The sequence below is a fragment of the Pseudomonas sp. GW821-FHT10B02 genome (assembly GCF_059415665.1).
The window spans coordinates 1-22,843 of record NZ_JBWKNR010000012.1 but is presented as its reverse complement, the minus strand read 5'-3'; the positions used below and the strand labels follow the sequence as shown (position 1 = coordinate 22,843).

At 61.8% G+C, this 22,843-nt stretch carries 22 protein-coding genes; 10 read left to right on the top strand and 12 right to left on the bottom strand.

Annotated elements, in window-relative coordinates:
* The first annotated feature begins 36 nt into the window (after positions 1 to 36).
* Complete coding sequence (locus tag AC07OF_RS18200) at positions 37 to 1,314, top strand: acetyl-CoA C-acetyltransferase (protein WP_157194351.1); 1,278 nt, start codon at positions 37 to 39, stop codon at positions 1,312 to 1,314.
* Here the strand turns inward: AC07OF_RS18200 and AC07OF_RS18195 are convergent.
* Entirely contained in the window at positions 1,301 to 2,320 is a 1,020-nt protein-coding gene (locus tag AC07OF_RS18195) for a bile acid:sodium symporter family protein (RefSeq protein ID WP_495073292.1), read from the bottom strand. The two genes, AC07OF_RS18200 and AC07OF_RS18195, sit on opposite strands and share 14 nt — an antisense overlap.
* An 87-nt stretch (positions 2,321 to 2,407) precedes the next feature.
* Here AC07OF_RS18195 and AC07OF_RS18190 point away from each other — a divergent pair, with 87 nt between their 5' ends.
* Positions 2,408 to 3,196, top strand: a complete 789-nt coding sequence (locus AC07OF_RS18190; RefSeq protein ID WP_157194349.1) for an AraC family transcriptional regulator — start codon at positions 2,408 to 2,410, stop codon at positions 3,194 to 3,196.
* A 183-nt stretch (positions 3,197 to 3,379) separates the two neighbouring features.
* Positions 3,380 to 4,273 (top strand): PA4780 family RIO1-like protein kinase, encoded by an 894-nt coding sequence (locus AC07OF_RS18185; RefSeq protein ID WP_038615008.1) that lies wholly within the window; start codon positions 3,380 to 3,382, stop codon positions 4,271 to 4,273.
* Between the two features lie 4 nt (positions 4,274 to 4,277).
* Here the strand turns inward: AC07OF_RS18185 and cueR are convergent, their stop codons facing one another.
* From cueR to AC07OF_RS18170, 3 genes are read right to left on the bottom strand one after another with little or no spacing between them, the layout of a single operon-like run.
* Positions 4,278 to 4,682, bottom strand: coding sequence for a Cu(I)-responsive transcriptional regulator (gene cueR / locus AC07OF_RS18180; RefSeq protein WP_038615006.1), 405 nt, complete (start codon positions 4,680 to 4,682; stop codon positions 4,278 to 4,280).
* The gene (locus tag AC07OF_RS18175; RefSeq protein ID WP_157194348.1) at positions 4,679 to 7,081 is read right to left on the bottom strand and encodes a heavy metal translocating P-type ATPase; all 2,403 of its coding nucleotides are present in this window, start codon (positions 7,079 to 7,081) and stop codon (positions 4,679 to 4,681) included. The genes cueR and AC07OF_RS18175 overlap by 4 nt, the downstream gene beginning before the upstream one ends.
* A gap of 53 nt (positions 7,082 to 7,134) precedes the next feature.
* Entirely contained in the window at positions 7,135 to 7,521 is a 387-nt protein-coding gene (locus AC07OF_RS18170; protein ID WP_157194347.1) for a hypothetical protein, read from the bottom strand.
* Positions 7,522 to 7,668: 147 nt separating this feature from the next.
* Here AC07OF_RS18170 and AC07OF_RS18165 point away from each other — a divergent pair, with 147 nt between their 5' ends.
* Together AC07OF_RS18165 and AC07OF_RS18160 are read left to right on the top strand one after the other, a co-directional pair.
* Entirely contained in the window at positions 7,669 to 7,866 is a 198-nt protein-coding gene (locus AC07OF_RS18165; protein ID WP_038615001.1) for a heavy-metal-associated domain-containing protein, read from the top strand.
* A gap of 116 nt (positions 7,867 to 7,982) precedes the next feature.
* A complete protein-coding gene (locus AC07OF_RS18160) occupies positions 7,983 to 9,164 on the top strand; it encodes a multidrug effflux MFS transporter (protein WP_476446058.1) in 1,182 nt (393 codons plus the stop codon).
* On the opposite strand, the gene AC07OF_RS18155 is transcribed toward AC07OF_RS18160, so the two are convergent.
* The gene (locus AC07OF_RS18155) at positions 9,148 to 9,312 is read right to left on the bottom strand and encodes a hypothetical protein (RefSeq protein WP_167335130.1); all 165 of its coding nucleotides are present in this window, start codon (positions 9,310 to 9,312) and stop codon (positions 9,148 to 9,150) included. The two genes, AC07OF_RS18160 and AC07OF_RS18155, sit on opposite strands and share 17 nt — an antisense overlap.
* Before the next feature lie 126 nt (positions 9,313 to 9,438).
* The gene (locus AC07OF_RS18150; RefSeq protein WP_157194345.1) at positions 9,439 to 10,452 is read right to left on the bottom strand and encodes a zinc-binding alcohol dehydrogenase family protein; all 1,014 of its coding nucleotides are present in this window, start codon (positions 10,450 to 10,452) and stop codon (positions 9,439 to 9,441) included.
* Between the two features lie 118 nt (positions 10,453 to 10,570).
* Here AC07OF_RS18150 and vimR point away from each other — a divergent pair, with 118 nt between their 5' ends.
* Positions 10,571 to 11,488: a transcription regulator VimR gene (gene vimR, locus AC07OF_RS18145; RefSeq protein WP_157194344.1), complete on the top strand. Its 918-nt coding sequence runs from the start codon at positions 10,571 to 10,573 to the stop codon at positions 11,486 to 11,488.
* 478 nt (positions 11,489 to 11,966) lie between these two features.
* The gene (locus tag AC07OF_RS18140; RefSeq protein WP_157194343.1) at positions 11,967 to 12,683 is read left to right on the top strand and encodes an ArsR/SmtB family transcription factor; all 717 of its coding nucleotides are present in this window, start codon (positions 11,967 to 11,969) and stop codon (positions 12,681 to 12,683) included.
* 62 nt (positions 12,684 to 12,745) lie between these two features.
* On the opposite strand, the gene AC07OF_RS18135 is transcribed toward AC07OF_RS18140, so the two are convergent.
* Positions 12,746 to 13,699 (bottom strand): adenosine deaminase, encoded by a 954-nt coding sequence (locus AC07OF_RS18135; protein ID WP_157194342.1) that lies wholly within the window; start codon positions 13,697 to 13,699, stop codon positions 12,746 to 12,748.
* A 146-nt stretch (positions 13,700 to 13,845) separates the two neighbouring features.
* Here AC07OF_RS18135 and AC07OF_RS18130 point away from each other — a divergent pair, with 146 nt between their 5' ends.
* A complete protein-coding gene (locus AC07OF_RS18130; protein WP_157194341.1) occupies positions 13,846 to 14,925 on the top strand; it encodes a calcium:cation antiporter in 1,080 nt (359 codons plus the stop codon).
* Between the two features lie 4 nt (positions 14,926 to 14,929).
* On the opposite strand, the gene AC07OF_RS18125 is transcribed toward AC07OF_RS18130, so the two are convergent.
* The 5 genes from AC07OF_RS18125 to AC07OF_RS18105 all read right to left on the bottom strand — a co-directional run bounded on the left by AC07OF_RS18125 (position 14,930) and on the right by AC07OF_RS18105 (position 19,657).
* A complete protein-coding gene (locus AC07OF_RS18125; RefSeq protein ID WP_157194340.1) occupies positions 14,930 to 16,285 on the bottom strand; it encodes an 8-oxoguanine deaminase in 1,356 nt (451 codons plus the stop codon).
* A 115-nt stretch (positions 16,286 to 16,400) separates the two neighbouring features.
* Positions 16,401 to 17,081, bottom strand: coding sequence for an SDR family oxidoreductase (locus tag AC07OF_RS18120; protein WP_157194339.1), 681 nt, complete (start codon positions 17,079 to 17,081; stop codon positions 16,401 to 16,403).
* Between the two features lie 336 nt (positions 17,082 to 17,417).
* On the bottom strand, positions 17,418 to 18,002 hold the full coding sequence (locus AC07OF_RS18115; RefSeq protein ID WP_038614979.1) for an IMPACT family protein: 585 nt from the start codon (positions 18,000 to 18,002) through the stop codon (positions 17,418 to 17,420).
* A 10-nt stretch (positions 18,003 to 18,012) separates the two neighbouring features.
* Positions 18,013 to 18,675 carry a TetR/AcrR family transcriptional regulator gene (locus AC07OF_RS18110; protein ID WP_157194338.1) on the bottom strand — a complete coding sequence of 221 codons (663 nt, stop codon included), beginning with the start codon at positions 18,673 to 18,675 and terminating at the stop codon, positions 18,013 to 18,015.
* 64 nt (positions 18,676 to 18,739) lie between these two features.
* Positions 18,740 to 19,657, bottom strand: coding sequence for a LysR family transcriptional regulator (locus AC07OF_RS18105; protein WP_038614975.1), 918 nt, complete (start codon positions 19,655 to 19,657; stop codon positions 18,740 to 18,742).
* Positions 19,658 to 19,775: 118 nt separating this feature from the next.
* Between AC07OF_RS18105 and aptA the strand changes: the two genes are divergently transcribed.
* Both aptA and AC07OF_RS18095 read left to right on the top strand, forming a co-directional pair.
* Positions 19,776 to 21,122, top strand: a complete 1,347-nt coding sequence (aptA, locus tag AC07OF_RS18100) for an omega-aminotransferase AptA (RefSeq protein ID WP_038614973.1) — start codon at positions 19,776 to 19,778, stop codon at positions 21,120 to 21,122.
* Positions 21,123 to 21,194: 72 nt separating this feature from the next.
* Entirely contained in the window at positions 21,195 to 22,688 is a 1,494-nt protein-coding gene (locus AC07OF_RS18095; protein WP_038614971.1) for a CoA-acylating methylmalonate-semialdehyde dehydrogenase, read from the top strand.
* Positions 22,689 to 22,843: the final 155 nt, after the last annotated feature.

Below are 22,843 nucleotides of genomic sequence, written 5' to 3'. Positions count from 1 at the left end.
TGTAGCGGACTGCTTCGTGCAAAGAGGACGTTTCGCATGCGCTCATTGCGCCGGGTCGCAATCATTGGCGGCAACCGGATTCCTTTCGCCCGTTCCAACGGTGCCTACGCCACAGCCAGCAACCAGGCGATGCTCACGGCAGCCCTCGAAGGGCTGATCGAGCGCTTCGGGCTGCATGGCCTGCAACTGGGCGAGGTCGCCGCCGGGGCGGTGCTCAAACATTCACGGGACATGAACCTGACCCGCGAGTGCGTGCTCGGTTCGCGGCTGTCGGCGCAAACCCCGGCTTACGATCTGCAGCAGGCCTGTGGCACCGGGCTGGAAACCGCCTTGCTGGTGGCCAACAAGATCGCTTTGGGGCAGATCGACAGCGCGATTGCCGGTGGCGTCGACACCACCTCCGATGCGCCCATCGCGGTCAATGAAGGTTTGCGCCGGATACTGCTTCAGGCCAATCGCGGCAAGACCCTGGCAGACAAGCTCAAGGCGTTTCTACAGTTGCGTCCAGGGCACCTGAAGCCGGAGCTGCCACGCAATGGCGAGCCGCGCACGGGGCTGTCCATGGGGCAGCATTGCGAGCTGATGGCGCAGACCTGGAAAATTCCCCGAGTAGATCAGGACCAGCTGGCGCTGCTCAGTCACCAACACATGGCAGCGGCCTATGCCGAGGGCTGGCATGACGATCTGCTCACGCCTTTTCTCGGCCTGACCCGCGACAACAACCTGCGCGCCGACCTGACCCTGGAGAAGCTCGCCAGCCTCAAGCCGGTATTCGAGCGTAGCGACAAGGGCACCCTCACCGCCGGCAACTCCACGCCGCTCACCGATGGCGCTTCTGTGGTGTTGCTGGGCAGTGAAGAGTGGGCCCATGAACACCAGCTTGAGGTGCTGGCCTATCTGGTCGACGGTGAAACCGCTGCGGTGGACTTCGTCAAAGGTCAGGAAGGGCTGCTGATGGCACCGGCCTACGCGGTGCCACGTTTGCTGGCGCGCAACGGTCTGAGTCTGCAGGATTTCGATTACTACGAGATTCACGAAGCCTTCGCCGCTCAGGTGCTGTGCACCCTCAAGGCCTGGGAAGATCCCGACTACTGTCAGCGCCGCCTGGGGCTGGGCGAAGCGCTGGGGGCGATCGATCGCAGCAAGCTCAACGTCAAGGGCAGTTCATTGGCGGCCGGGCACCCGTTTGCCGCTACCGGTGGGCGCATCCTGGCCAACATGGCCAAACTGCTGGCCACCGCCGGCAAGGGCCGTGGCCTGATTTCGATCTGCGCCGCCGGTGGTCAGGGCGTGACGGCGATCATCGAGCGCTGAGCAATGTGCCCGCAGTGATGGGGGCCGGACGATTGGCATAGTGTTCGGCCATGATCGAGCAGACGATCAGCTGCAGCGGATGATAGATCATGATCGGCAGCAGGATCAGGCCCAGGCCCGGATGCGCGCCGAAGATCAGTGCGGCCATCGGTGCACCGGCGGCCAGGGATTTCTTGCTGGCACAGAACACCGCTGCCACTTCATCGCTCGGGCTCAAACGCAGGGCCCGGGCAGTGCGGGTGGTCAACCAGAGAATCAGCGCCAGCAACAGGGCACTGCCCAGAAACGCGGTAAGCAATACTGCACTGCCTTGCTGCTGCCACATGCCCGAAACCATCGAGTTGCAGAAGGCGGCATAGACCAGCAGCAGGATCACCAGTTTGTCGAGGATGTTGGTGTAACGCTTGTGCCGGGCGAAGAAGCGCCCCAGCCAGGGACGCAACAACTGGCCGAGCACCAGCGGCAGCAACAACAAGGCACAGAGGTCGAGCAGGGTGGCGCCGAGGTCGATGCCGTTGCTGCCGGTGCCGACCACCAGGCTGACCAGCCAGGGCGTGATGAAGATCCCGAGGACACTGGACAGGCTGGCATTGAGGATCGCCGCCGGCACATTGCCGCCAGCGCTGCCGGTCAGGGCCACCGAAGACGAGATGGTCGAGGGCAGGGCGCACAGATAGAAAAAGCCCAGCATCAGCAGCGCCGGTACATGACTGCCAAGCAGCTTGTCCGCCAGCCACCAGAGCAGGGGGAAGACCACGAAGGTAAAACCCTGCACCATCAGATGCAGGCGGCCATTCTTCAGGCCGCGGCCAATCTGCTCGCTGGACAGGTTGATACCGTGCAGGAAGAACACCAGGAACACCCCGCCATTGATCAGGTATTCGGCATGCATTGCTCCGCCGCTGCGGCCAACATCGGGGAACAGCCAGGCCAGGAAGGTGGCGAGGAACATGCCGCAGAGGAACCAGTCGGTTACCACGCGTTTAAGGTGTTTGAGCGCTTGCATCGGCGGGCCTTCGAATCATTTTGTAATCATTGAGCGCAAAGGCTACGCTCGACGCATGATTGCCGTCTTGCGACATAAGGCCAAGTGATGCCGATAAACGGACAACAACCTTCACCGCGTCCGATTCCTGTGCTCGAGCGCCTGCCGCGGGCGCTATATGCGCGGGCGGAAAGCCTCGGGGCCGGCTCCTGGACGCCACGTCATCAGCATGACTGGGTGCAGTTCTCCTACGCGATCAGTGGTGTGCTGGGGGTGTACACCGCCGAGGGCAGCTACTTCGCGCCGCCGCAGTGGGGCGTCTGGATTCCGCCTGGGGTTGAACACGAGGTGGTGACCTCGATGCAGGCCGAGATGCGCAGCCTGTATGTGCGCCGTGAAGAAGCTTGCTGGGCGCCGGGGCAGTGCCGGGTGCTGGAAGTCACGCCACTGGCGCGCGAGCTGATCAAGCAGTTCTGTCTGCTGCCGGTCGACTATGCCGAAGGCGACAGCGCTGAGGCGCGGCTGGTGGCGGTGTTGCTGGACCAGTTGCAGGCCTTGCCGGAGGTGGGCTTTTCCTTGCCGTTGCCGCAGCATCCACGTTTGCTTGAACTGTGCAACGAATTGCTCGCCCACCCGGACCAGGGACAAACCCTGGGGCAGTGGGCACAGCGCTTGAATACCTCGGAAAAGACCCTGATGCGCCTGTTCCAGCGCGAGACCGGCCTGAGCTTTCGTGGCTGGCGCCAGCGCATGCGCCTGCTATCGTCGCTGACAACGCTGGAGGCCGGGCAGAGCGTCACCGAAGCTGCGCTGGGCTGCGGTTATGACTCCACCTCGGCCTACATTGCAGCGTTCAAAAGCCTGTTCGGTTTCACCCCGGGAGGCATGCGACTGTAGTGCGGTAAAGAAATCTGGTGATTTTTGTGAACGATTGGGCACCAACATTTACAAAAACTATGGCAAGTCTGACCGATTGCCGTTACAACGCAGTGCGGTCTTGCTACAGCGACAATCCGGTGCAGCACCGGTGACCTACAAAAAATCTCGTGTCTGGCAGAACAGGACCCCCGACAAAAGCCGATGAAGACTCCAAAACGCATTGAACCACTGGTTGAAGATGGACTGGTCGACGAAGTACTGCGACCGTTGATGAGTGGCAAGGAGGCCGCCGTGTACGTGGTGCGCTGCGGAAAGGAATTGCGCTGTGCCAAGGTCTACAAGGAAGCCAACAAACGCAGCTTCCGCCAGGCCGCCGAATACCAGGAAGGGCGCAAGGTACGCAATAGCCGCCAGGCCCGGGCCATGGCCAAAGGTTCCAAGTACGGCCGCAAGGAAGCCGAGGACGCCTGGCAGAATGCCGAAGTGGCGGCCTTGTTCCGCCTGGCCAATGCCGGCGTGCGCGTACCACGGCCTTACGACTTTCTCGACGGCGTGCTGCTGATGGAGCTGGTGGCCGACGAGTACGGCGATGCCGCCCCACGGCTCAACGATGTGTACCTGGAGCCTGAGCAAGCTCGCGAATACCACGCGTTCGTGATCCGCCAGATTGTGCTGATGCTCTGCACCGGCCTTGTGCATGGTGACCTGTCGGAGTTCAACGTGCTGCTCGGGCCCGATGGCCCGGTGATCATCGACCTGCCGCAGGCAGTGGATGCGGCAGGCAACAACCACGCCTTCAGCATGCTGGAGCGCGATGTCGGCAACATGGCGGCCTATTTCGGGCGTTTTGCTCCGGAGCTCAGGGACACCCGTTACGCCCAGGAAATGTGGGCCCTGTACCAGGCTGGTGAATTGTTGCCGGAAAGCGAGCTTACCGGTCAGTTCGCCCAGGACGAGCACAGCGCCGATATCGACGGGGTTATGCGCGAAATCGATGCCGCGCGCTTTGACGAAGCCCGTCGGCGCGCCATCAGAGAGGACGCCGAACGGGGTTCGAGCAAGGAAGAAGAGCCTACTCCACCCTGGTTGCAGTAAGCCGTCAGTGACAACAACTGCCCCCGGCTGCCAGGTCCTTGAGGATCGGGCAGTCGGGACGATCGTCGCCCTGGCAGTGGGCAACCAGTTCGCTCAGGGTATCGCGCAGGCTCACCAGCTCTTCGATGCGCCGGTTGAGGTCATCGATATGCTGGCTGGCCAGGGCCTTGACGTCGGCACTGGCGCGCTGGCGGTCCTGCCACAGGGTCAGCAGACGGGCGACCTCTTCCAGAGAGAAGCCCAGGTCGCGCGAGCGCTTGATGAAGGCCAGGCGATGCAAGTCTTCCTGTTGGTACAAGCGATAACCGCTGTCGCTGCGCAGGGCCGGCTTGAGCAGTCCAATCGACTCGTAGTAGCGAATCATCTTGGCGCTCAACCCGGAGCGGCGAGCGGCTTGGCCGATGTTCATTGGGCGTTGTCCTGTGGTGGGGTTTCGGGCTTCCAGGTTTTCAGCCAGAGCGCGTTGCTGACCACACTGACACTCGACAGCGCCATCGCCGCACCCGCCAGTACCGGGTTAAGCATGCCGAAAGCGGCCAGCGGAATCCCGATCAGGTTGTAGATGAAGGCCCAGAACAGGTTCTGGCGAATCTTCGCATAGGTCTTGCGGCTGATCTCCAGAGCGGCCGGCACCAGGCGCGGATCACCGCGCATCAGGGTGATGCCGGCGGCCTGCATGGCCACGTCAGTGCCACCTCCCATGGCGATACCGATATCGGCTGCGGCCAGGGCCGGAGCGTCGTTGATGCCGTCACCGACCATCGCCACCACCCCCGACTGCTTGAGCTGTGCGACGTGGGCGGCCTTGTCGCCAGGCAGTACTTCGGCGTGCACGTCATTGATGCCCAGGGCCTGGGCGACGACCATGGCGCTGCCGCGGTTGTCACCGGTCAGCAGGTGGCTGCTGATGCCTTGCCCGGCCAGTTGCTGCACGGCCTGTCCGGCGCCGGGCTTGAGACTGTCGCCAAAAGCGAACAGGCCCAGCACACGCGGCTGCGGGCTGCGTTCGATCAACCACGACAGGGTCCGGCCTTCGGCTTCCCAGTCTTTGGCACTGGCTTGCAGGTCGCCCGCTTGCAGGCCGCTCTCGTCGAGCATACGACGGTTGCCCAAGGCCAGTTCACGACCGTCCAGGCTGCCGGCGATCCCGCGTCCGGTCAGTGACTGGCTGTTGCTGATGTCGGCGACGAGCAGCCCTTGTTCTGCACAGGCATCGAGTACGGCCTTGGCCAGTGGATGCTCGCTGCCGCGCTGCAGGGCGCCGGCCAGTTGCAGGAGTTGAGCCGGTTCGCCGACCGCCGCCTTGCTGTGGACGATGCGCGGGCTGCCGGAGGTCAGGGTGCCGGTCTTGTCGAACACCACCCGGTTGACCGCATGGGCACGCTCCAGGGCTTCGGCATCCTTGATCAGAATGCCGTGGCGAGCGGCGACCCCGGTACCGGCCATGATCGCCGTTGGCGTGGCCAGACCAAGTGCGCAGGGACAGGCGATGACCAGCACGGCGACGGCGTTGATCAAGGCGGTTTCAATCGGTGCGCCGGCCAGCCACCAGCCGACCAGGGTAATCAGCGCCAGCACCAAGACTGCCGGGACGAACACCTGGCTGACCCGGTCCACCAGTTTCTGGATCGGTGCCTTGGCCGCTTGTGCGTCTTCGACCAGGCGGATGATGCGCGCCAGGACCGTTTCGGTACCCAGGGCCAGGGTGCGTACGATCAAGCGGCCTTCGCCGTTGATCGCACCACCGGTGACCTTGTCACCCGACTGTTTCGGTACCGGCAGGCTTTCGCCGCTGATCAGTGCCTCGTCAGCATGGCTTTGTCCTTCGATGACTTCACCATCCACCGGAAAGCGTTCGCCGGGTTTGACCACGACCAGGTCGTGCAGACGCAGTTCGCTGATCGCCACATCACGTTCCTGGCCATCGACCAGCAGCAAGGCGCGCTCCGGACGCAGGGCTTCGAGGGCGCGGATGGCGCTGGCGGTCTGGCGTTTGGCGCGGCTTTCCAGGTATTTGCCGAGCAGCACCAGGGCAATCACCACGGCAGAGGCTTCGAAGTACAGATGCGGCATCACCCCGGGGCTGGCCTGGGCCCATTCATAGATACTCAGGCCGTAACCGGCACTGGTCCCGATGGCGACCAGCAGGTCCATGTTGCCAGCACCAGCGCGCACGGCTTTCCAGGCGGCGACATAGAAACGTGCGCCGAGAATGAACTGCACCGGTGTGGCGAGGACGAACTGCGCCCAGGCCGGCAACATCCAGTGCATACCGAAAGGCTGCAACACCATCGGCAGTACCAGGGGCAGCGCCAGCAATACCGCCAGGGCCACCGACCAGCGCTCCTTGCGCAGGCGGCGTTCGGCATCGGCCTGATTGACCTGGGTGCTTTGCGGCAGGCTGGCCGAGTAGCCGGCATGGATGACGGCGTCGATCAAGCGGCTGCTGTCGAGCTGGCCGAGCATCTGGATGTGCGCACGTTCGTTGGCCAGGTTGACACTGACCTGTTGTACGCCGGGTACTTTGGCCAGTGCCCGTTCGACCCTGCCGGCGCAGGAGGCGCAGGTCATGCCGCCGATTTGCAGCTCCAGGCTCTGGTTGGGCACATGGTAGCCGGCCTGTTCGACCGCCTCGACCAGGGCCGGCAGGCTATCGGCCGGTGCTTGAATGCGTGCCTGTTCGGTGGCGAGGTTGACGCTGACCTGTTCGGCGCCGCTGACTTTACGCAGGGCGCGCTCGACCCGGCCAGCACAGCTGGCGCAGGTCATGCCGACAATCGGCAGATCGAAAGTGGTAGATGCAGACATGGGCACTCCTCCTTGGACAGGCCACCAGCATCAACCTTGCCATGCGGGTAAGGTCAATAGCCCAGTCCGGCTCTGATCAATGTGAGGCCATTCTGATCGGCTGCAACCCGGTATTTATTGATCTGCCCGGCCAACAGCTTCAAGTGGTTGCTGCGCTGATTCTCGATCCCTGGCTGGCACCCTGGCGCCTGGCCAGGCAGGTAGCGCAGGCGCACATCGAGGTCGCCCGGCGGCAGGTTGAACGAGGTCGATTGCTCCTGGAACACGCGCCCGGCCAGTTGATCATTGATGTACACACCGATCTCGCACGAGGTCGCCACTTCCAGGCGTTCGCGGGAGATGATCAGAATGCTGTAGTCACTTGGCCCCGCGGCGCTGGCCTGGGGAAGCCCAGCGAAAATACCCAGCAGACCGAAAAGGCCGAAAGCTGCCCTGCGCATGAAATGAAACTCCTGCATCGTCAATCGTCAGGCTCGCAGCTTGGCCGACCCGAGCGATGATTTCCAGCCCGGCAGCGTCAAGCGGATCTTGACCTTGCCCCGGTGGCAAGCTTGAAACTGAGTCAAAACCCACAGGAGGCAGTCCCCATGCAAGTGTTCAACGTTCAAGGAATGACTTGCGGCCATTGCGTCAAGGCCGTGACCCGTGCAGTGCAGGCTCAGGATGAAGAAGCCGTGGTTGAAGTCGACCTCGCGCAGAAACAAGTGAAGGTGCAAAGTTCGCTGCAGGCGCCACAGATTCTTCAACTGATCCGCGAAGAAGGCTATCAGGCCGAAGCGCTCTGACCCCTGCGGGCCCGCGCGGTGGATAAAAGATTCACTGCGCGGGCCCAACTCTTCGCAGCGAAACCCCGGCAGGACGGTTAAACTAGCAAACTTGCTTAGCCTGCTATGGATTCCCGATGAACCTGCGAACCATCCTGATTCTGGGCGCCCTGAGTGCGTTCGGGCCCCTGGCGATCGATTTTTACCTGCCAGGCTTTCCAGCGATGGCGCTGGCCTTCGGTACTGACGAAAAACATATCCAGACCACTCTGGCCGCCTACTTCCTGGGTTTGTCCATTGGTCAGCTGGCCTATGGGCCGGTGGCCGATCGTTTCGGTCGCAGGGTTCCCCTGCTGGTTGGCGTCTGCCTGTTTACCCTGGCGTCACTCGCTTGCGCCTTTGCGCCCAACCTCGATGCGTTGATCGCGGCACGCTTCGTCCAGGCGCTGGGCGGATGCGCCGGCATGGTGCTGTCACGGGCGATCGTCAGTGACAAGTGCGATGCGATAGCCTCGGCCAAGGTGTTTTCCCAGTTGGTTCTGGTGATGGGCCTGGCACCGATCCTGGCACCGATGCTCGGGGGTGTGCTGGTCAATGTGTATGGCTGGCAATCGATCTTTGTCGCCCTGACCCTGTTCAGTGCCCTGTGCACCCTGGCCGTCGCTTTGGGCTTGCCGGAAAGCCTGCCGGCCAGCCAGCCACGCCAGCCGCTTTCCGGTGCCTTGCGCCAGTACGGGCGCCTGCTCAAGGATCGGGTCTTCATCGGTCACGCCTTGACCGGTGGCATCGCCATTGCCGGGATGTTTTCCTATATCGCCGGTTCACCGTTCGTCTTCATCAAACTCTACGGGGTGCCCGCGGAGCACTATGGCTGGCTGTTCGGCAGCAACGCGGCGGGTTTCATTCTGGTGGCGCAGATCAATGCGCGGCTGCTGGCCAGGCGCGGGCCAGCCTTTTTGCTCAGACGAGCAGTCTGGGTGTACCTGGCGTCGGGCTTGACCTTGCTGGCGATCAGCGCCTTGCAACCGGCCAAACTCTGGCCGTTGCTGATTCCGTTGTTCATCTGCATTGCCAGCCTCGGTTGCATCATCCCCAATGCCTCGGCGTGCGCCATGAACGGACAAGGCGCACGGGCCGGGAGCGCTTCGGCGCTACTGGGCTGTATTCAGTTCAGTGTCGCGGCGGGCGCAGCGGCATTGGTCGGCGTGTTGCACGATGGCAGCGCAGTACCCATGGCGCTGGTCATCAGCCTGTGTGGGCTGGGGGCGGTTGCGATGGCGACGGCCACCCGTCGGGTACAGCTCAGCCGACCCGTTTGAGCGGGTGCGGCGCCTGCAAGCGGGCCTGCAAGGTGTTGACGAAGGCGCGGGCTTCGGCCTCGCTGCGAAAGTTCACAACCTGCTGGTCCAGCCGAACCTGCCATGGGCAGCCGGGTTTCTGGGCTGATGCACTGACTTGAATAATCATCGTGGCATACCTGCGGTTTAGCGTTGGCTGAAGAATTGTAGCGCTGCCGTACTGCAGGGATATGACCTGAGTCAGTTGTCGGACTGACGGTCGTGCCCACTCCGAAATCGCAGTGGGCACCTTGTTTCAGAAACCTTCGAGAACGATCTTGCCCTTGGCCGCACCGCTTTCCAGCAGGGCGTGGGCACGCCGCAGATTGGCGGCGTTGATGGTGCCGTAATGCTCGCCCAGGGTGGTCTTGAGGGTACCGGTATCGATCAGTTCGGCAACCCGGTTGAGCAGCTTGTGCTGCTCGATCATGTCGGCGGTTTCGAACAGCGAGCGGGTGTACATGAACTCCCAGTGCAGCGACAGGCTTTTGCGCTTGAGCAGGCCGACGTCCAGTTGCTTGGGGTCATCGATCAGCGCCAGCTTGCCTTGCGGGGCCAAGGCCTCGACCAGTTGTGCCAGGTGCTGGTCGGTCTGGGTCAGGCTGGCGACATGGGTGACGTAATCGATACCCTGCGCCTTGAGCGCTTCGGCGAGCGGCTGGCTATGGTCGACCACCTGGTCGGCGCCCAGTTGACGGACCCATTCCTGGGTCTGTGGACGCGAGGCGGTCCCGATCACAGTGAGCCCGGTCAACTGGCTGGCCAATTGGGTCAGGATCGAGCCGACGCCACCGGCGGCGCCGACGATCAACAGACGTTGGCCCGAATCCTCTTGCCCTTGAGCAATCTGCAGGCGCTCGAACAGCAGTTCCCAGGCGGTGATCGCCGTCAGCGGCAGGGCGGCGGCCTCAGCGAAACTCAGGGTCCTGGGCATATGGCCAACGATGCGCTCGTCGACCACATGCAGCTCACTGTTGGCTCCGGCCCGGGCGATGGAGCCTGCGTAATAAACCTTGTCGCCTGGCTGAAACAGACTGACCTCGCTGCCTACCGCCTTGACCACACCGGCCACATCCCAACCCAGCACCTTGGCAATGCCAGCTTCAGGCTGCACGTTCTGGCGGACTTTGGTATCCACCGGGTTGACGGAAATGGCCCGCACTTCTACCAGCAGGTCCCGTGGCCCTGGCTCAGGGACTGGCAGTTCGATGTCCTGCAGGGAGGCCGGGTCGGTAATGGCCAGGGAATGGTAGTAGGCGATGGCTTTCATGTGTGAGGTCCTCAAGGGTAAATCGTTGGACGCCATCATTGGCGCTTTCACTTCCTGTTAAAAGCCGCTAGAACGACAGATACTTTCAATGTTTTTTTGATAATGCCGAGGCCTTTTCGTGCGAATCGATGACCTGCAGCTATTCGTTCGCACCGCCGAACTGGGCAGCCTGTCGGCGGCGGCACGCCTGCTCGACCTTTCCCCGGCGGTGGCCAGTGCCGCACTCAAACGCCTGGAGCAGCAATTGGGTACGCGCTTGCTGGCCCGCTCTACCCGCAACCTGCGCCTGACCGCCGAAGGCGAGGGCTTTCTGTTACATGCGCGCAATGCCCTGGCCAGCCTGGATGAAGGGCGGCGTCAGTTGGCACGGGGGCAGGATGACGTCAGTGGCGTGTTGCAGCTGTCTGCGCCGTCGGACTTCGGGCGCAATGTCTTGCTGCCCTGGCTGGATGAACTGCAGCGCGAGCATCCGAAGCTGTCGGTGCGTCTGTTGCTGGGCGACCGCAATGCCGACCTGTTCCGCCAGGCGGCGGACATTGCGCTGCGCTATGGCACACCGGAAGATTCAAGCCTGGTGGCACTGCCGCTGTGCGCTGATAACCGCCGTGTGCTGTGCGCCTCGCCTGCGTACCTGGCCCGACATGGCGAACCGAAGGAAGTCGCCCATCTGGCTCAGCACAATTGCCTGCTCTACCAGTTGGGCAGCCGCGTTCACGATCATTGGCGATTTGGCCGGGGAGCAACTGAAGCCGGGATAACTGTCAGCGGCGACCGCTTTTGCGACGATGCCGATGTGGTTCGCCGCTGGGCGCTGGCCGGCTTGGGAATCGCCTACAAATCCTGGCTGGATGTGGCCTTCGACGTGCAGGCAGGGCGCTTGAAGGTGCTGTTGGGGCACCTGGAGGGCGAAGCCGCACCGCTGAACCTGATGTGCACGCATCGAGCGCAATTGGGTAAGCCGGTGCAGTTGCTGCGCAATCTGCTCAGGGAGCGCTGCCAGACTTTGCTTGAACAACTGCAGCGTGTGAGCCTTTAGCGCGCTACTAGTACTACAGAATCGGCCGATTTATTTGTAGTTTCTGAGTGCATTAACTGTAGGCTTAGTGTCTGATTTTTTTATGGCCAGTTATTTATAAGTTGAAACGAACAGGTATGGCGTGCGGTTCTACAACAAACGTATCGCACGTTAACCAGCGCATTCTGCGAACACGTTATGGCTATGGTTTGGCAGAGCAGGGTAGTTTTACCCGGTTGCCTGCAGGCAAGCGCGGAGTTTGTTGCGCCGAGGCGGCTTATAATCGATCCAGCAGTCGTTTCCAGCGAGAGAAACTTCCATGTCAGCGGCCGGCAAGTTATCGCTCCTTCTCAATCTTTGCCTGGTTTACAGCACTGGCTGACTGCTGGTGAGTCAACCCTACAACTTCCAGCCGTTCTGACATCGGGAACCTCGCAGTAAATGCTGCCGACATGGTTATTCAAACGATTTCAGATGTGATCTCGCAGGGAGTTGAGATATGAAACCTGTTACAAGTATCAGCCAGATTGCCAGCCTGCTTGCTGATCCCAAACGCAGCGCGATGCTCTGGGCGTTGATCGACGGAATGGCGCGGCCCTCTGATGAACTGGCAGACATAACCGGCCTGACGCTTTCTTCGGCCTGTGCACATTTGGCAAGGCTCTCGGCCAGTGGCTTGCTCAAGCTTGAGCCGCGCGGCAGAAAGCGGTATTTCAGGCTTGCCGGGCCTGAAGTCGGCGCTGCTGTGGAAGCACTGGCCAGTGTTCAGGTCACTACCCGGGAAATGCTCACGGCCCGGGAGGATGTCGGCATTCCCCTGTCCATGCGCCGGGCCCGGTTGTGCGGTGATCATCTGGGCGGTGAGCTGGCGGCGGACCTTTACCAGCGCCTGTTCGACGCCGGTTGGCTGGAGGGTCTGGAGCAGCAGATCGAAGTGACCCCGGAAGGACGTACGCAGTTTGCCCGCCATGGCATCTACATTGAGGCGTTGGCCCGCTATCAGCACAGAAGATTCAGCAGTTGCCGCTGCTGCAGCGAGTGGAGCGAGCACCGCCCGCACCTGGGCGGTGCATTGGGCAGTAGCTTGCTGAAGCTGTTCATGCAATCCGGCTGGATCCGCGAGAGTGAGACGTCACGCAGGTTGCAGATCAGTGCGGCGGGGCTGCATCAGATCAACCGGATTGCCCAGCCGCTAACGCTGAAATCAGTCGGTTAGCGTCGAGACAAACCCGCTCCTTCTGTAGGAGCGGGCTTGCCCCGCGATGCGGCCATTAATCCCTACGGCTTCACCAACCGTGCATCCAGGCTGTTCTGCGCCAGACGCCGGGCCTGATCCTGAGTCATGCCCAAGTGGGTATGCAGGGCATGGAAGTTTTCGGTGACATAACCACCAAAATACGCTGGATCATCCGAGTTCACCGTGACCTTCACGCCGCGCTCGAGCATGTCGAGGATGTTGTGCTGGCTCATATGGTCGAACACGCACAATTTGGTGTTGGACAGCGGGCAGACGGTCAGCGGGATCTGCTCGTCGATGATCCGCTGCATCAGGCGCTCGTCTTCAATGGCGCGCACGCCATGGTCGATGCGCTGGATCTTGAGCAGGTCGATGGCTTCCCAGATGTACTCGGGCGGACCTTCTTCACCGGCGTGGGCAACGGTCAGGAAGCCTTCGCTACGGGCGCGGTCGAAGACGCGCTGGAACTTGCTCGGCGGGTGGCCCATTTCCGAGCTGTCCAGACCGACGGCGATAAAGGCATCGCGAAACGGCAGGGCCTGGTCGAGGGTCTTGTGCGCTTCGTCTTCGCTCAGGTGGCGCAGGAAGCTCAGGATCAGGCCGCTGCTGATGCCCAGCTGCTGCTGGCCATCCTTGAGCGCAGCGCTGATGCCATTGAGCACCACTTCGAAGGGAATGCCGCGATCAGTGTGGGTTTGCGGGTCGAAGAACGGCTCGGTATGGATCACGTTCTGCGCCTTGCAGCGCAACAGGTAGGCCCAGGTCAGGTCGTAGAAGTCTTGCTCGGTGCGCAGCACGTCGGCGCCCTGGTAGTAGAGGTCGAGAAACTCCTGCAGGTTGTTGAACGCATAGGCCGAGCGCAAGGCTTCGACGTCGTTCCAGGGCAGGGCGATCTTGTTGCGTTCGGCCAGGGCGAACAGCAGCTCGGGCTCCAGCGATCCTTCCAGGTGCAGGTGCAATTCTGCCTTGGGCAGCGCGTTAAGCCAGTCGTACATAAAGTCGGTTTCTCATCAGGTGCGGTTTTCAACATTCTACAGGGTTGTTCGCTGCTGGCCGAGAAAGCTGACCGGGTGGCCTTTGCCGGAAACCTTCTACAGTGACTACAGTCACTTTGCCCACTACCACCTGCTCAAGGCCGTCGATGCTTAGCCTCCTGAACCAGGAAAAACCGTTGATACTGGCTGTGCTGCTGGCGGCCCTGGCCTGGCCGCTGCAGGGACAGCTGCTGGGGCATGGTCACACGCTCGCGTTAGTGGCGGGGCTGGTGCTGGTGGTGGCAATCATCTGTGCATCGATGCGCGTGGCCCAACATGCCGAACGGCTGGCGGAGAATGTCGGCGATCCTTACGGCACGATGATCCTGACCTTGTCCGCGGTGATGGTCGAGGTGCTGGTGCTGGCGATCATGATGAGCAATGAGGCCTCGCCCACGCTGGTACGTGACACCATCTACTCGGCGGTGATGCTCGACATCAACGGGATCCTTGGCCTGGCAGCGCTGATGGGCGGGCTCAAGCACGGCGAGCAGCCCTACAACGATGATTCGGCACGCACTTACAGTGTGATGATCATGACCGCCATGGGCGTTTCCATGGTGGTACCCGAGTTCATTGCGCGTGAGCACTGGAAGCTGTATTCGGCGTTCACCATTGCCGCGATGCTGCTGCTCTACGCATTGTTCCTGCGTATGCAGGTGGGGCCCCACAGCTATTTCTTCAGCTACAGCTACCCGCAGAAAAAACGCCGTGATCCATCACCGGCCCCGGAAAGCAAGGTGCGTTCGATCAGCATCCTGATCGTCGGGGTGATGATTATCGGCGTGCTGGCGGAGGCGATGTCACATCCTCTGGATTACGGCCTGGAGGGCAGTGGTGCGCCGCCGGTGCTGATGGCCATTGTGGTGGCGACGATTTCCGCAGCGCCGGAGATCCTCACCGCACTGCGCGCGGCGCTGGCCAACCGCATGCAGTCGGTGGTCAATATCGCCCTGGGGGCATCGCTGTCCACGGTGATATTGACCGTGCCACTGATGGAGGCGATGGCGCTCTACACCGGCCAGCCCTTTCAGATGGCCATGACGCCAGTGCAGACGGTGATGATCGCCATCACCCTGATCGTCAGCGCGATCAATCTCAACGATGGCGAAACCAACGCGATCGAGGGCATGACCCACTTCGTGCTGTTCGCCACCTTCATCATGCTGGCGTTTCTTGGTCTCTGACGCCTTAGCCGGCAATCAGCTGTGCGGCAGCCTGGCGGTGATCGGCGATCAGACCCTGGACGTCCAGGCCTTCGATCTGGCCGTCGATTACTCGCCACTGGCCGGCAATCATGACCCGGTCGGCACGGTCGGCACCGCACAGCAGCAGCGCCGAAAGCGGATCGTGACTGCCGGAGAAGCGCAGCTCGTCGAGTTTGAACAGGGCCAGGTCAGCCTGTTTGCCGACCGCCAGCTCACCGATGTCGGTACGCCCAAGCAACTGCGCCGACCCGCGGGTAGCCCAGCCCAGGGCAAGTTCCGGAGTGATCGCTTCGGCGCCGTAACGCAGGCGCTGCAGGTACAGGGCCTGGCGCGCTTCGAGGATCATATTGGAGGCATCGTTGGAGGCGGACCCGTCGACACCCAGGCCAACCGGAGCACCGGCGTTGGTCAGGTCAACGGTCGGGCAGATGCCCGAGGCCAGGCGCATGTTCGAACTCGGGCAATGGCAGATGCCGGTACCGGCAGCGCCCAGGCGGGCAATTTCGTCCGGGTTGAAGTGAATCCCGTGGGCCAGCCAGGTACGTGGGCCAAGCCAGCCGACACTGTCCAGGTAATCCACGGTGCGCAGACCGAAGCGTTGCAGGCAGAAGTCTTCTTCATCGAGGGTTTCGGCCAGGTGGGTGTGCAGGCGCACATCCAGCTCTTCGGCAAGGCTGGCACTGGCGCGCATGATTTCTGGAGTGACCGAGAACGGCGAGCAGGGCGCCAGGGCAATCTGGATTTGCGCGCCCTCGCCACGTTCGTGGTAGCTGTGGATAAGTCGCTGGCTGTCGGCCAGGATCACTTCACCCTGTTGCACCGTCTGCTGCGGCGGCAGACCGCCGTCGGCTTCGCCCAGGCTCATCGAACCGCGGGTGAGCATGGCGCGCATACCGAGCTTGCGCACGGCCTCGACCTGTACGTCGATGGCGTTTTCCAGGCCATCCGGGAACAGGTAATGGTGATCGGCCGCCGTGGTGCAGCCGGACAGCAGCAATTCAGCCAGGGCTACGCGGGTGGCCAGTTCCAGCTTGGCTGGGGTCAGGCGGGCCCAGACCGGGTAGAGGGTCTTGAGCCAGGGAAACAGCGGTTGGTTGACCACCGGCGCCCAGGCGCGGGTCAGGGTCTGGTAGAAGTGGTGGTGGGTGTTGATAAGTCCTGGCAGGACCACGTGCTCGCGGGCGTCGAAGATTTGTCCACAGGGGCTGGACGGGGTTTCGCCGAGGGCCAGGACTTCAGTGATACGGCCGTCTTCAAGGACCAGGCCGCCACGGGCATCGAGGCTGTTGGCGGTGAAGATGGCAAGCGGGTTTTTCAACCAGATACGGGTCGCAGGCATGGTGCCGGCTCCTCTGAAAGTGGGTTCAGGTTAGCCAGCTCAGTGTTGCCCTGTCTGCTGATCCAGGTCCGCCACGGTGGGCGAGGTGTCGAGTCTACACCCACCGTGAACGGTTTCACCAGATCAGGCTGTCGCCCTTGTAGTTGATGAAGTACAGGCCGCCTTTGCCGGCGTTGGCCTTGACCTGTTCGAGCATGCCCTGGGTGCTGGTGAGCACGTCGATTTCGGCATTCTCGCCACCCATGTCGGTCTTGACCCAGCCCGGGTGCATGGCCAGCACAGTCTGCTGTGGCTGTTGCAGGGTGACGAAACTGTTGATCATCGAGTTCAGCGCCGCCTTGCTGGCTTTGTACAGGCACAGCTCGCTGCCGTCGGGAATGGTGATGCTGCCGAGGATCGAACTCATGAACGCCAGCACGCCATCGTTGCGCAACTGCGGAGCAAAGCGCTGGGCGACGCGGATCGGCGATACGGCGTTGGTCATGAACAGGTCGCCGACGTCGGCCAACTGTGCGCGTTCGGCGTTTTGGTCGCCTGGGCCCATGACCCCGGCGTTGACGAACAGCAGGTCGAAGACCTGACCGTGCAGGCGTTGTTGCAGGGCGTCGAGCTGAGTGCCGCTGTTCATCTCCAGGGTTTCCACCTGGACTCTCGGTAGCTCTGTCAGCTGGGTGGCCTTGGCCGGGTCACGCACTGTGGCTGTGACATCCCAGCCGTCTTCCACCAGGCGCTGCACCAGACCCAGCCCGAGGCCGCGCGAGGCGCCGATGATCAGGGCGGTTTTGTTCGAGGGCATGAAGGAACTCCTTTCAATGGGGACGTCGTTGATCAAAGAATAACCAGTCTAGTCAAACCGTGGCCGAACAGGCTGTTGACGCAGGGGTACACGGCTTATCCACAGCTTGCTCCACAGTATCTGTGAGCAAGCCCAAGCGCTGGGTATAAGCGCCTGAAGGCTTCCTCCGCTGGGTAATAAATGGGGATAACTAACTGATTTATCGACGCTTGAGTGGCTGTCATCAAATCTTGATCAAAATATGATCGTTTGCCTGAAAGCCACGTGGTTCAAGGCGCTCAGGCGAATGCCCAGAGGTTATCCACAGCCGGGCCCACAGTGAATGTGGGCAATTGTTCAGCGTCGCTCCAGCAGAATCCGCCCGCGGCTCAGGTCGGCCAGCTGGCGTTGCAGCGGCTCGATCTGTTCTTCACCCAAAGCCAGCAACAAATCAACGCCATTGGCGGTGAAGTGTTCTTCCAGCACCAGGCCGTCGGCTTCCGCCACGCGCAATTTAAGCAGGGCCAGCTCACTGAAACTGCAACTGCAGCTGACTTCGCTGCGGCTGACCAGCAGGCGCTTTTCTGCCTGCTGCAGGCACTTGTTGGCGCCGCCGCCATAAGCGCGGGCCAGACCGCCGGTGCCCAGCTGAATACCGCCGTACCAGCGGATCACCAGGACCACGACCTGATCGCAGTCCTGGGCTTCGATCGCCGCCAGGATCGGGCGCCCGGCCGTGCCGCCGGGTTCGCCATCGTCGCTGCTGCGGTATTGCGCACCCAGCTTCCAGGCCCAGCAGTTGTGGGTGGCGGCCAGGTCGCTGTGCTGTTCAATGAAGCTCATGGCCTCGGCAGCGCTGTTGATCGGCGCTGCCAGGGTAATGAAGCGGCTCTTGCGAATCTCTTCGCGAAATTCGCAGGTGTCGAGCAGGGTAAAAGGCATAAACGCAGGTTCAGTCGGGAAGTTTCAGGCCACAGCCTTTGAGAATGATGTGGATAAGATTGTTGCTGGCATCTTCCATGTCTTGCTTGGTCAGGCGGCTACGGCCGGTGACCTGGCAGATCTGGGTGGCAAAGTCCGCATAATGCTGGGTACTGCCCCAGAGCAGGAAAATCAGGTGCACGGGATCGACCGGGTCCATCTTGCCGGCGTCGATCCAGGCCTGGAACACCCCGGCACGGCCCTTGAACCACTCGCGGTAGTCCTGGCTGAAATAGTCGCTCAGGCACTGGCCGCCACTGATGATTTCCATGGCGAAGATCCGCGAAGCCTGGGGATTGCGCCGGGAGAACTCCATCTTGGTGCGGATGTAAGTGCTCAGCGCCGTTGCCGGATCGTCCTCGACGTTCAGGGCATTGAAGGTGCTGTCCCACAACTCGATGATGTTGCTCAGCACCGCCACATACAGGCTCAGTTTGTTGGTGAAGTAGTAGTGCAGGTTCGCCTTGGGCAGCCCGGCCTTGAGGGCGATGGTGTTCATGCTGGTGCCCTTGAAGCCATGACGGGCGAACTCGTCTTCGGCAGCCTGGATGATGGCTTGCTCGTTCTTCTGACGAATGCGGCCGGCGGGCTTGCCCGGGGCGATGACACGATGCGCAGGGACTTCGAAGGGCATGGACGGTTCCAGACAAGGCAATGGGTATCACTTCTGATCGGCTAACCTACCACAGCATCGAGCCTCAGCGAGTAGCCGCCAGGCTTTCCAGAAAGCTTTCCAGGACCAGATGCGGACGTCGCCCCTTGCGCGTCACCCAGCACAGGCTCAGGTCATAGAAGCGCTGGTTCGGCTTGAGTGCGCGCAGTCGCCCTTGTTGTACCCAGAAGCTGGCGTAGTGATCCGGCAGGTAGCCGATATAGCGCCCGGTGAGGATCAGAAAAGCCATGCCTTCGCGGTCCGAGGCGCTGGCGGTGCAGTTGAGTGCCTGATAGTGCGCCTGGACATCGGCCGGCAAGCGGAACGTCGGGGCGATGGCGTCCTGGCTATTGAGGCGTTCGTCGTCCAGCTGACGGTCGTCGGCATAAAACAGCGGATGGCCCACGGCGCAATAGAGCAGCGAGCGTTCGCTGTACAGCGGCTGATATTCCAGTCCCGACAGCGGACTGGTTTGCGGAACCACACCGACGTGCAGGCTGCCGTCGAGTACCCCTTGCTCAACCTGGCTGGGGGCGATCATGCGAATCTGGATGCGCACATCCGGGCCGCGGTCCTTGAGCTGGGCCAGGGCGTGGGTGATGCGCATGTGCGGCAAGGTCACCAGGTTGTCGGTCAGGCCGATGTTCAGCTCTCCGCGCAGGTGCTGGTGCAGGCCGTTGACCTCGGTGCGGAAACTCTCCAGGGCACTGAGCAGTTGCAGGGCCGATTGATACACCTCGCGGCCTTCTTCGGTCAGCGAGAATCCGGCGCGCCCGCGCTGGCACAGGCGTAATCCCAGGCGCTGCTCCAGATCGCTCATCTGCTGACTGATGGCCGAGCGGCCAATGCCGAGGACGTTCTCCGCCGCGGAAAAGCCGCCGCACTCGACTACGCTGCGGTAGATCTTCAGTAGACGGATATCAAAGTCGCTGACTTGCGCGAGGGGATCGGGGCGCCGGCTCATAGTTTAGTAGTCGTCTATCTGAAGATTAGAAAAGTTGGGTTTTCCAGACTTTATCCCCGTGACAACTTAGTGGCAACAACACTTGTCGCTGCCCAATTGCCTTGCGAGGACTTGCCCGATGAATCTGCCTGAAAACGCTCCTGTCGGTCTGGCCAGCCAGCTCAAGCTGGACGCCCACTGGATGCCCTACACCGCCAACCGCAATTTTCAGCGCGATCCACGGCTGATCGTTGCCGCCGAAGGCAGCTACCTGACCGACGACAAGGGGCGCAAGATCTATGACTCGCTGTCGGGCCTGTGGACCTGCGGCGCCGGTCACACCCGCAAGCAGATCCAGGAAGCCGTGTCGCGCCAGTTGGGTGTGCTCGATTACTCGCCAGCCTTCCAGTTCGGTCACCCGCTGTCGTTCCAGCTGGCCGAGAAGATCACCGAGCTGACCCCGGGCAACCTTAACCACGTCTTCTACACCAACTCCGGTTCCGAGTGCGCTGACACTGCGGTGAAGATGGTGCGCGCTTACTGGCGCCTGAAAGGTCAGGCCACCAAGACCAAACTGATCGGCCGTGCCCGTGGTTACCACGGGGTGAACATCGCCGGTACCAGCCTGGGCGGCGTCAACGGCAACCGTAAACTGTTCGGCCAGTTGCTCGATGTCGACCATATTCCGCACACCCTGCTGGCCAGCAACGCTTTTACCAAGGGCATGCCGGAAGAGGGCGGTATCGCCCTGGCCGATGAAATGCTCAAGCTGATCGAGCTGCATGATGCTTCCAACATTGCCGCACTGATCGTCGAGCCACTGGCGGGTTCCGCCGGCGTCCTGCCGCCACCTAAGGGCTACCTGAAACGCCTGCGGGAAATCTGCGACCAGCACAACATCCTGCTGATCTTCGACGAAGTCATCACCGGCTTTGGCCGTATGGGTGCAATGACCGGTGCCGAAGCCTTTGGCGTTACCCCGGACCTGATGTGCATCGCCAAGCAAGTCACCAACGGTGCCATCCCGATGGGCGCGGTGATTGCCAGCAGCGAGATCTATCAAACCTTCATGAACCAGCCGACCCCGGAATACGCCGTGGAATTCCCGCACGGCTATACCTACTCGGCGCACCCGGTTGCTTGCGCTGCCGGTATCGCCGCCCTGGATCTGCTGGAGAAGGAAAACCTGGTACAGGCTGCCGCTGAACTGGCGCCGCATTTCGAGAAAGTGCTGCACGGCGTGAAGGGTGCGAAGAACATCATCGACATCCGTAACTACGGCCTGGCCGGTGCCATCCAGATTGCCGCCCGTGACGGTGATGCCATCGTGCGTCCGTACGAGATTGCCATGAAGCTGTGGCAAGCCGGCTTCTATGTGCGCTTCGGTGGCGACACCCTGCAGTTTGGCCCGACCTTCAACAGCCAGCCGCAGGAACTGGATCGCCTGTTCGATGCGGTCGGTGAGGCCATCAACCAGGTCAGCTGATTCTTTACACCTATATAAGAAGAGGACGCGAGCGCGCTCGCGTCCAGGTTCACCCCCTTTCTGGAGTTTTGCATGAGCACTGTTCAACATCTGATCAATGGCGAGCTGGTTGCTGCCGACGAGCGCACCGCCGATGTTTTCAACCCGTCCACGGGTCAGGCTATCCACAAGGTCGCCCTGGCCAGCAAGCAAACCGTGCAACAGGCCATCGACTCGGCCAAGGCCGCTTTCCCGGCCTGGCGCAACACGCCACCGGCCAAGCGCGCCCAGGTGATGTTCCGCTTCAAGCAATTGCTGGAGCAGAACGAAGCGCGTATTTCCCAGCTGATCAGCGAAGAGCACGGCAAAACCCTGGAAGACGCTGCGGGTGAACTCAAGCGCGGTATCGAGAACGTCGAGTTTGCTTGCGCGGCGCCAGAAGTGCTCAAGGGCGAGTACAGCCGCAACGTCGGCCCGAACATCGATGCCTGGTCCGACTTCCAGCCGCTGGGCGTGGTTGCCGGTATCACCCCGTTCAACTTCCCGGCCATGGTGCCGCTGTGGATGTACCCGCTGGCGATTGCCTGCGGTAACTGCTTCATCCTCAAGCCTTCGGAGCGCGACCCTAGCTCGACCCTGCTGATCGCCCAGCTGCTGCACGAAGCCGGCCTGCCCAAGGGCGTGCTGAACGTGGTGCACGGTGACAAGGAAGCCGTCGATGCGCTGATCGAAGCGCCAGAGGTCAAGGCCCTGAGCTTCGTCGGCTCGACCCCGATCGCCGAATACATCTATTCCGAAGGCACCAAGCGCGGCAAGCGCGTTCAGGCACTGGGCGGCGCGAAGAACCATGCCGTGCTGATGCCGGACGCTGATCTGGACAACGCCGTGAGCGCACTGATGGGCGCAGCCTACGGTTCTTGCGGCGAGCGCTGCATGGCCATCTCCGTGGCTGTGTGCGTGGGTGACCAGGTCGCCGATGCGCTGATCGCCAAGCTGGAACCGCAAATCAAGGCTCTGAAGATTGGTGCCGGCACTAGCTGTGGCCTGGACATGGGGCCGCTGGTGACTGCCGCAGCCCGGGACAAAGTGCTTGGCTACATTGACGACGGTGTTGCTGCCGGTGCACAGCTGGTAGTGGACGGTCGTGGCTACCGCGTTGCCGGTAATGAAGATGGCTACTTTGTCGGCGGCACGCTGTTTGACCGCGTGACCACGGACATGCGCATCTATAAAGAAGAGATCTTCGGGCCGGTACTGTGTGTGGTTCGGGTAGATAGCCTGGAAGAGGCCATGCGCCTGATCAACGAGCACGAGTACGGTAACGGCACCTGCATCTTTACCCGCGACGGTGAAGCGGCACGCTTGTTCTGCGACGAGATCGAAGTGGGCATGGTTGGCGTCAACGTGCCGCTGCCGGTGCCAGTGGCTTATCACAGCTTCGGTGGCTGGAAGCGTTCGCTGTTCGGTGACCTGCACGCTTATGGTCCGGACGGTGTACGTTTCTACACCCGCCGCAAGGCGATCACTCAGCGCTGGCCGCAACGTGCCAGCCACGAGGCGTCGCAGTTCGCCTTCCCTAGCCTGTAAGGCCGGGTAAAGAAGGGGAGGCCGGCAGGCCTCCCCTTTTGTTTTAGGGGCTTTTTGACCTTTATGACAGTTTTATTGAATAAGTCCTTGACGGCCCGTTTAATCTCTCTATAATTCGCCCCACTTCCGGCGCAGTCGGAACGGAAAACTCCTTG

What these genes read in the sequence shown, in the direction of transcription:
- AC07OF_RS18200 (WP_157194351.1), top strand. Translation starts at nt 37, where the DNA reads ATGCGCTCATTGCGCCGGGTCGCAATCATTGGCGGCAACCGGATTCCT.
- AC07OF_RS18195 (WP_495073292.1), bottom strand. Translation starts at nt 2,320, where the DNA reads ATGCAAGCGCTCAAACACCTTAAACGCGTGGTAACCGACTGGTTCCTC.
- AC07OF_RS18190 (WP_157194349.1), top strand. Translation starts at nt 2,408, where the DNA reads ATGCCGATAAACGGACAACAACCTTCACCGCGTCCGATTCCTGTGCTC.
- AC07OF_RS18185 (WP_038615008.1), top strand. Translation starts at nt 3,380, where the DNA reads ATGAAGACTCCAAAACGCATTGAACCACTGGTTGAAGATGGACTGGTC.
- cueR (WP_038615006.1), bottom strand. Translation starts at nt 4,682, where the DNA reads ATGAACATCGGCCAAGCCGCTCGCCGCTCCGGGTTGAGCGCCAAGATG.
- AC07OF_RS18175 (WP_157194348.1), bottom strand. Translation starts at nt 7,081, where the DNA reads ATGTCTGCATCTACCACTTTCGATCTGCCGATTGTCGGCATGACCTGC.
- AC07OF_RS18170 (WP_157194347.1), bottom strand. Translation starts at nt 7,521, where the DNA reads ATGCGCAGGGCAGCTTTCGGCCTTTTCGGTCTGCTGGGTATTTTCGCT.
- AC07OF_RS18165 (WP_038615001.1), top strand. Translation starts at nt 7,669, where the DNA reads ATGCAAGTGTTCAACGTTCAAGGAATGACTTGCGGCCATTGCGTCAAG.
- AC07OF_RS18160 (WP_476446058.1), top strand. Translation starts at nt 7,983, where the DNA reads ATGAACCTGCGAACCATCCTGATTCTGGGCGCCCTGAGTGCGTTCGGG.
- AC07OF_RS18155 (WP_167335130.1), bottom strand. Translation starts at nt 9,312, where the DNA reads ATGATTATTCAAGTCAGTGCATCAGCCCAGAAACCCGGCTGCCCATGG.
- AC07OF_RS18150 (WP_157194345.1), bottom strand. Translation starts at nt 10,452, where the DNA reads ATGAAAGCCATCGCCTACTACCATTCCCTGGCCATTACCGACCCGGCC.
- AC07OF_RS18140 (WP_157194343.1), top strand. Translation starts at nt 11,967, where the DNA reads ATGAAACCTGTTACAAGTATCAGCCAGATTGCCAGCCTGCTTGCTGAT.
- AC07OF_RS18135 (WP_157194342.1), bottom strand. Translation starts at nt 13,699, where the DNA reads ATGTACGACTGGCTTAACGCGCTGCCCAAGGCAGAATTGCACCTGCAC.
- AC07OF_RS18130 (WP_157194341.1), top strand. Translation starts at nt 13,846, where the DNA reads ATGCTTAGCCTCCTGAACCAGGAAAAACCGTTGATACTGGCTGTGCTG.
- AC07OF_RS18125 (WP_157194340.1), bottom strand. Translation starts at nt 16,285, where the DNA reads ATGCCTGCGACCCGTATCTGGTTGAAAAACCCGCTTGCCATCTTCACC.
- AC07OF_RS18120 (WP_157194339.1), bottom strand. Translation starts at nt 17,081, where the DNA reads ATGCCCTCGAACAAAACCGCCCTGATCATCGGCGCCTCGCGCGGCCTC.
- AC07OF_RS18115 (WP_038614979.1), bottom strand. Translation starts at nt 18,002, where the DNA reads ATGCCTTTTACCCTGCTCGACACCTGCGAATTTCGCGAAGAGATTCGC.
- AC07OF_RS18110 (WP_157194338.1), bottom strand. Translation starts at nt 18,675, where the DNA reads ATGCCCTTCGAAGTCCCTGCGCATCGTGTCATCGCCCCGGGCAAGCCC.
- AC07OF_RS18105 (WP_038614975.1), bottom strand. Translation starts at nt 19,657, where the DNA reads ATGAGCCGGCGCCCCGATCCCCTCGCGCAAGTCAGCGACTTTGATATC.
- aptA (WP_038614973.1), top strand. Translation starts at nt 19,776, where the DNA reads ATGAATCTGCCTGAAAACGCTCCTGTCGGTCTGGCCAGCCAGCTCAAG.
- AC07OF_RS18095 (WP_038614971.1), top strand. Translation starts at nt 21,195, where the DNA reads ATGAGCACTGTTCAACATCTGATCAATGGCGAGCTGGTTGCTGCCGAC.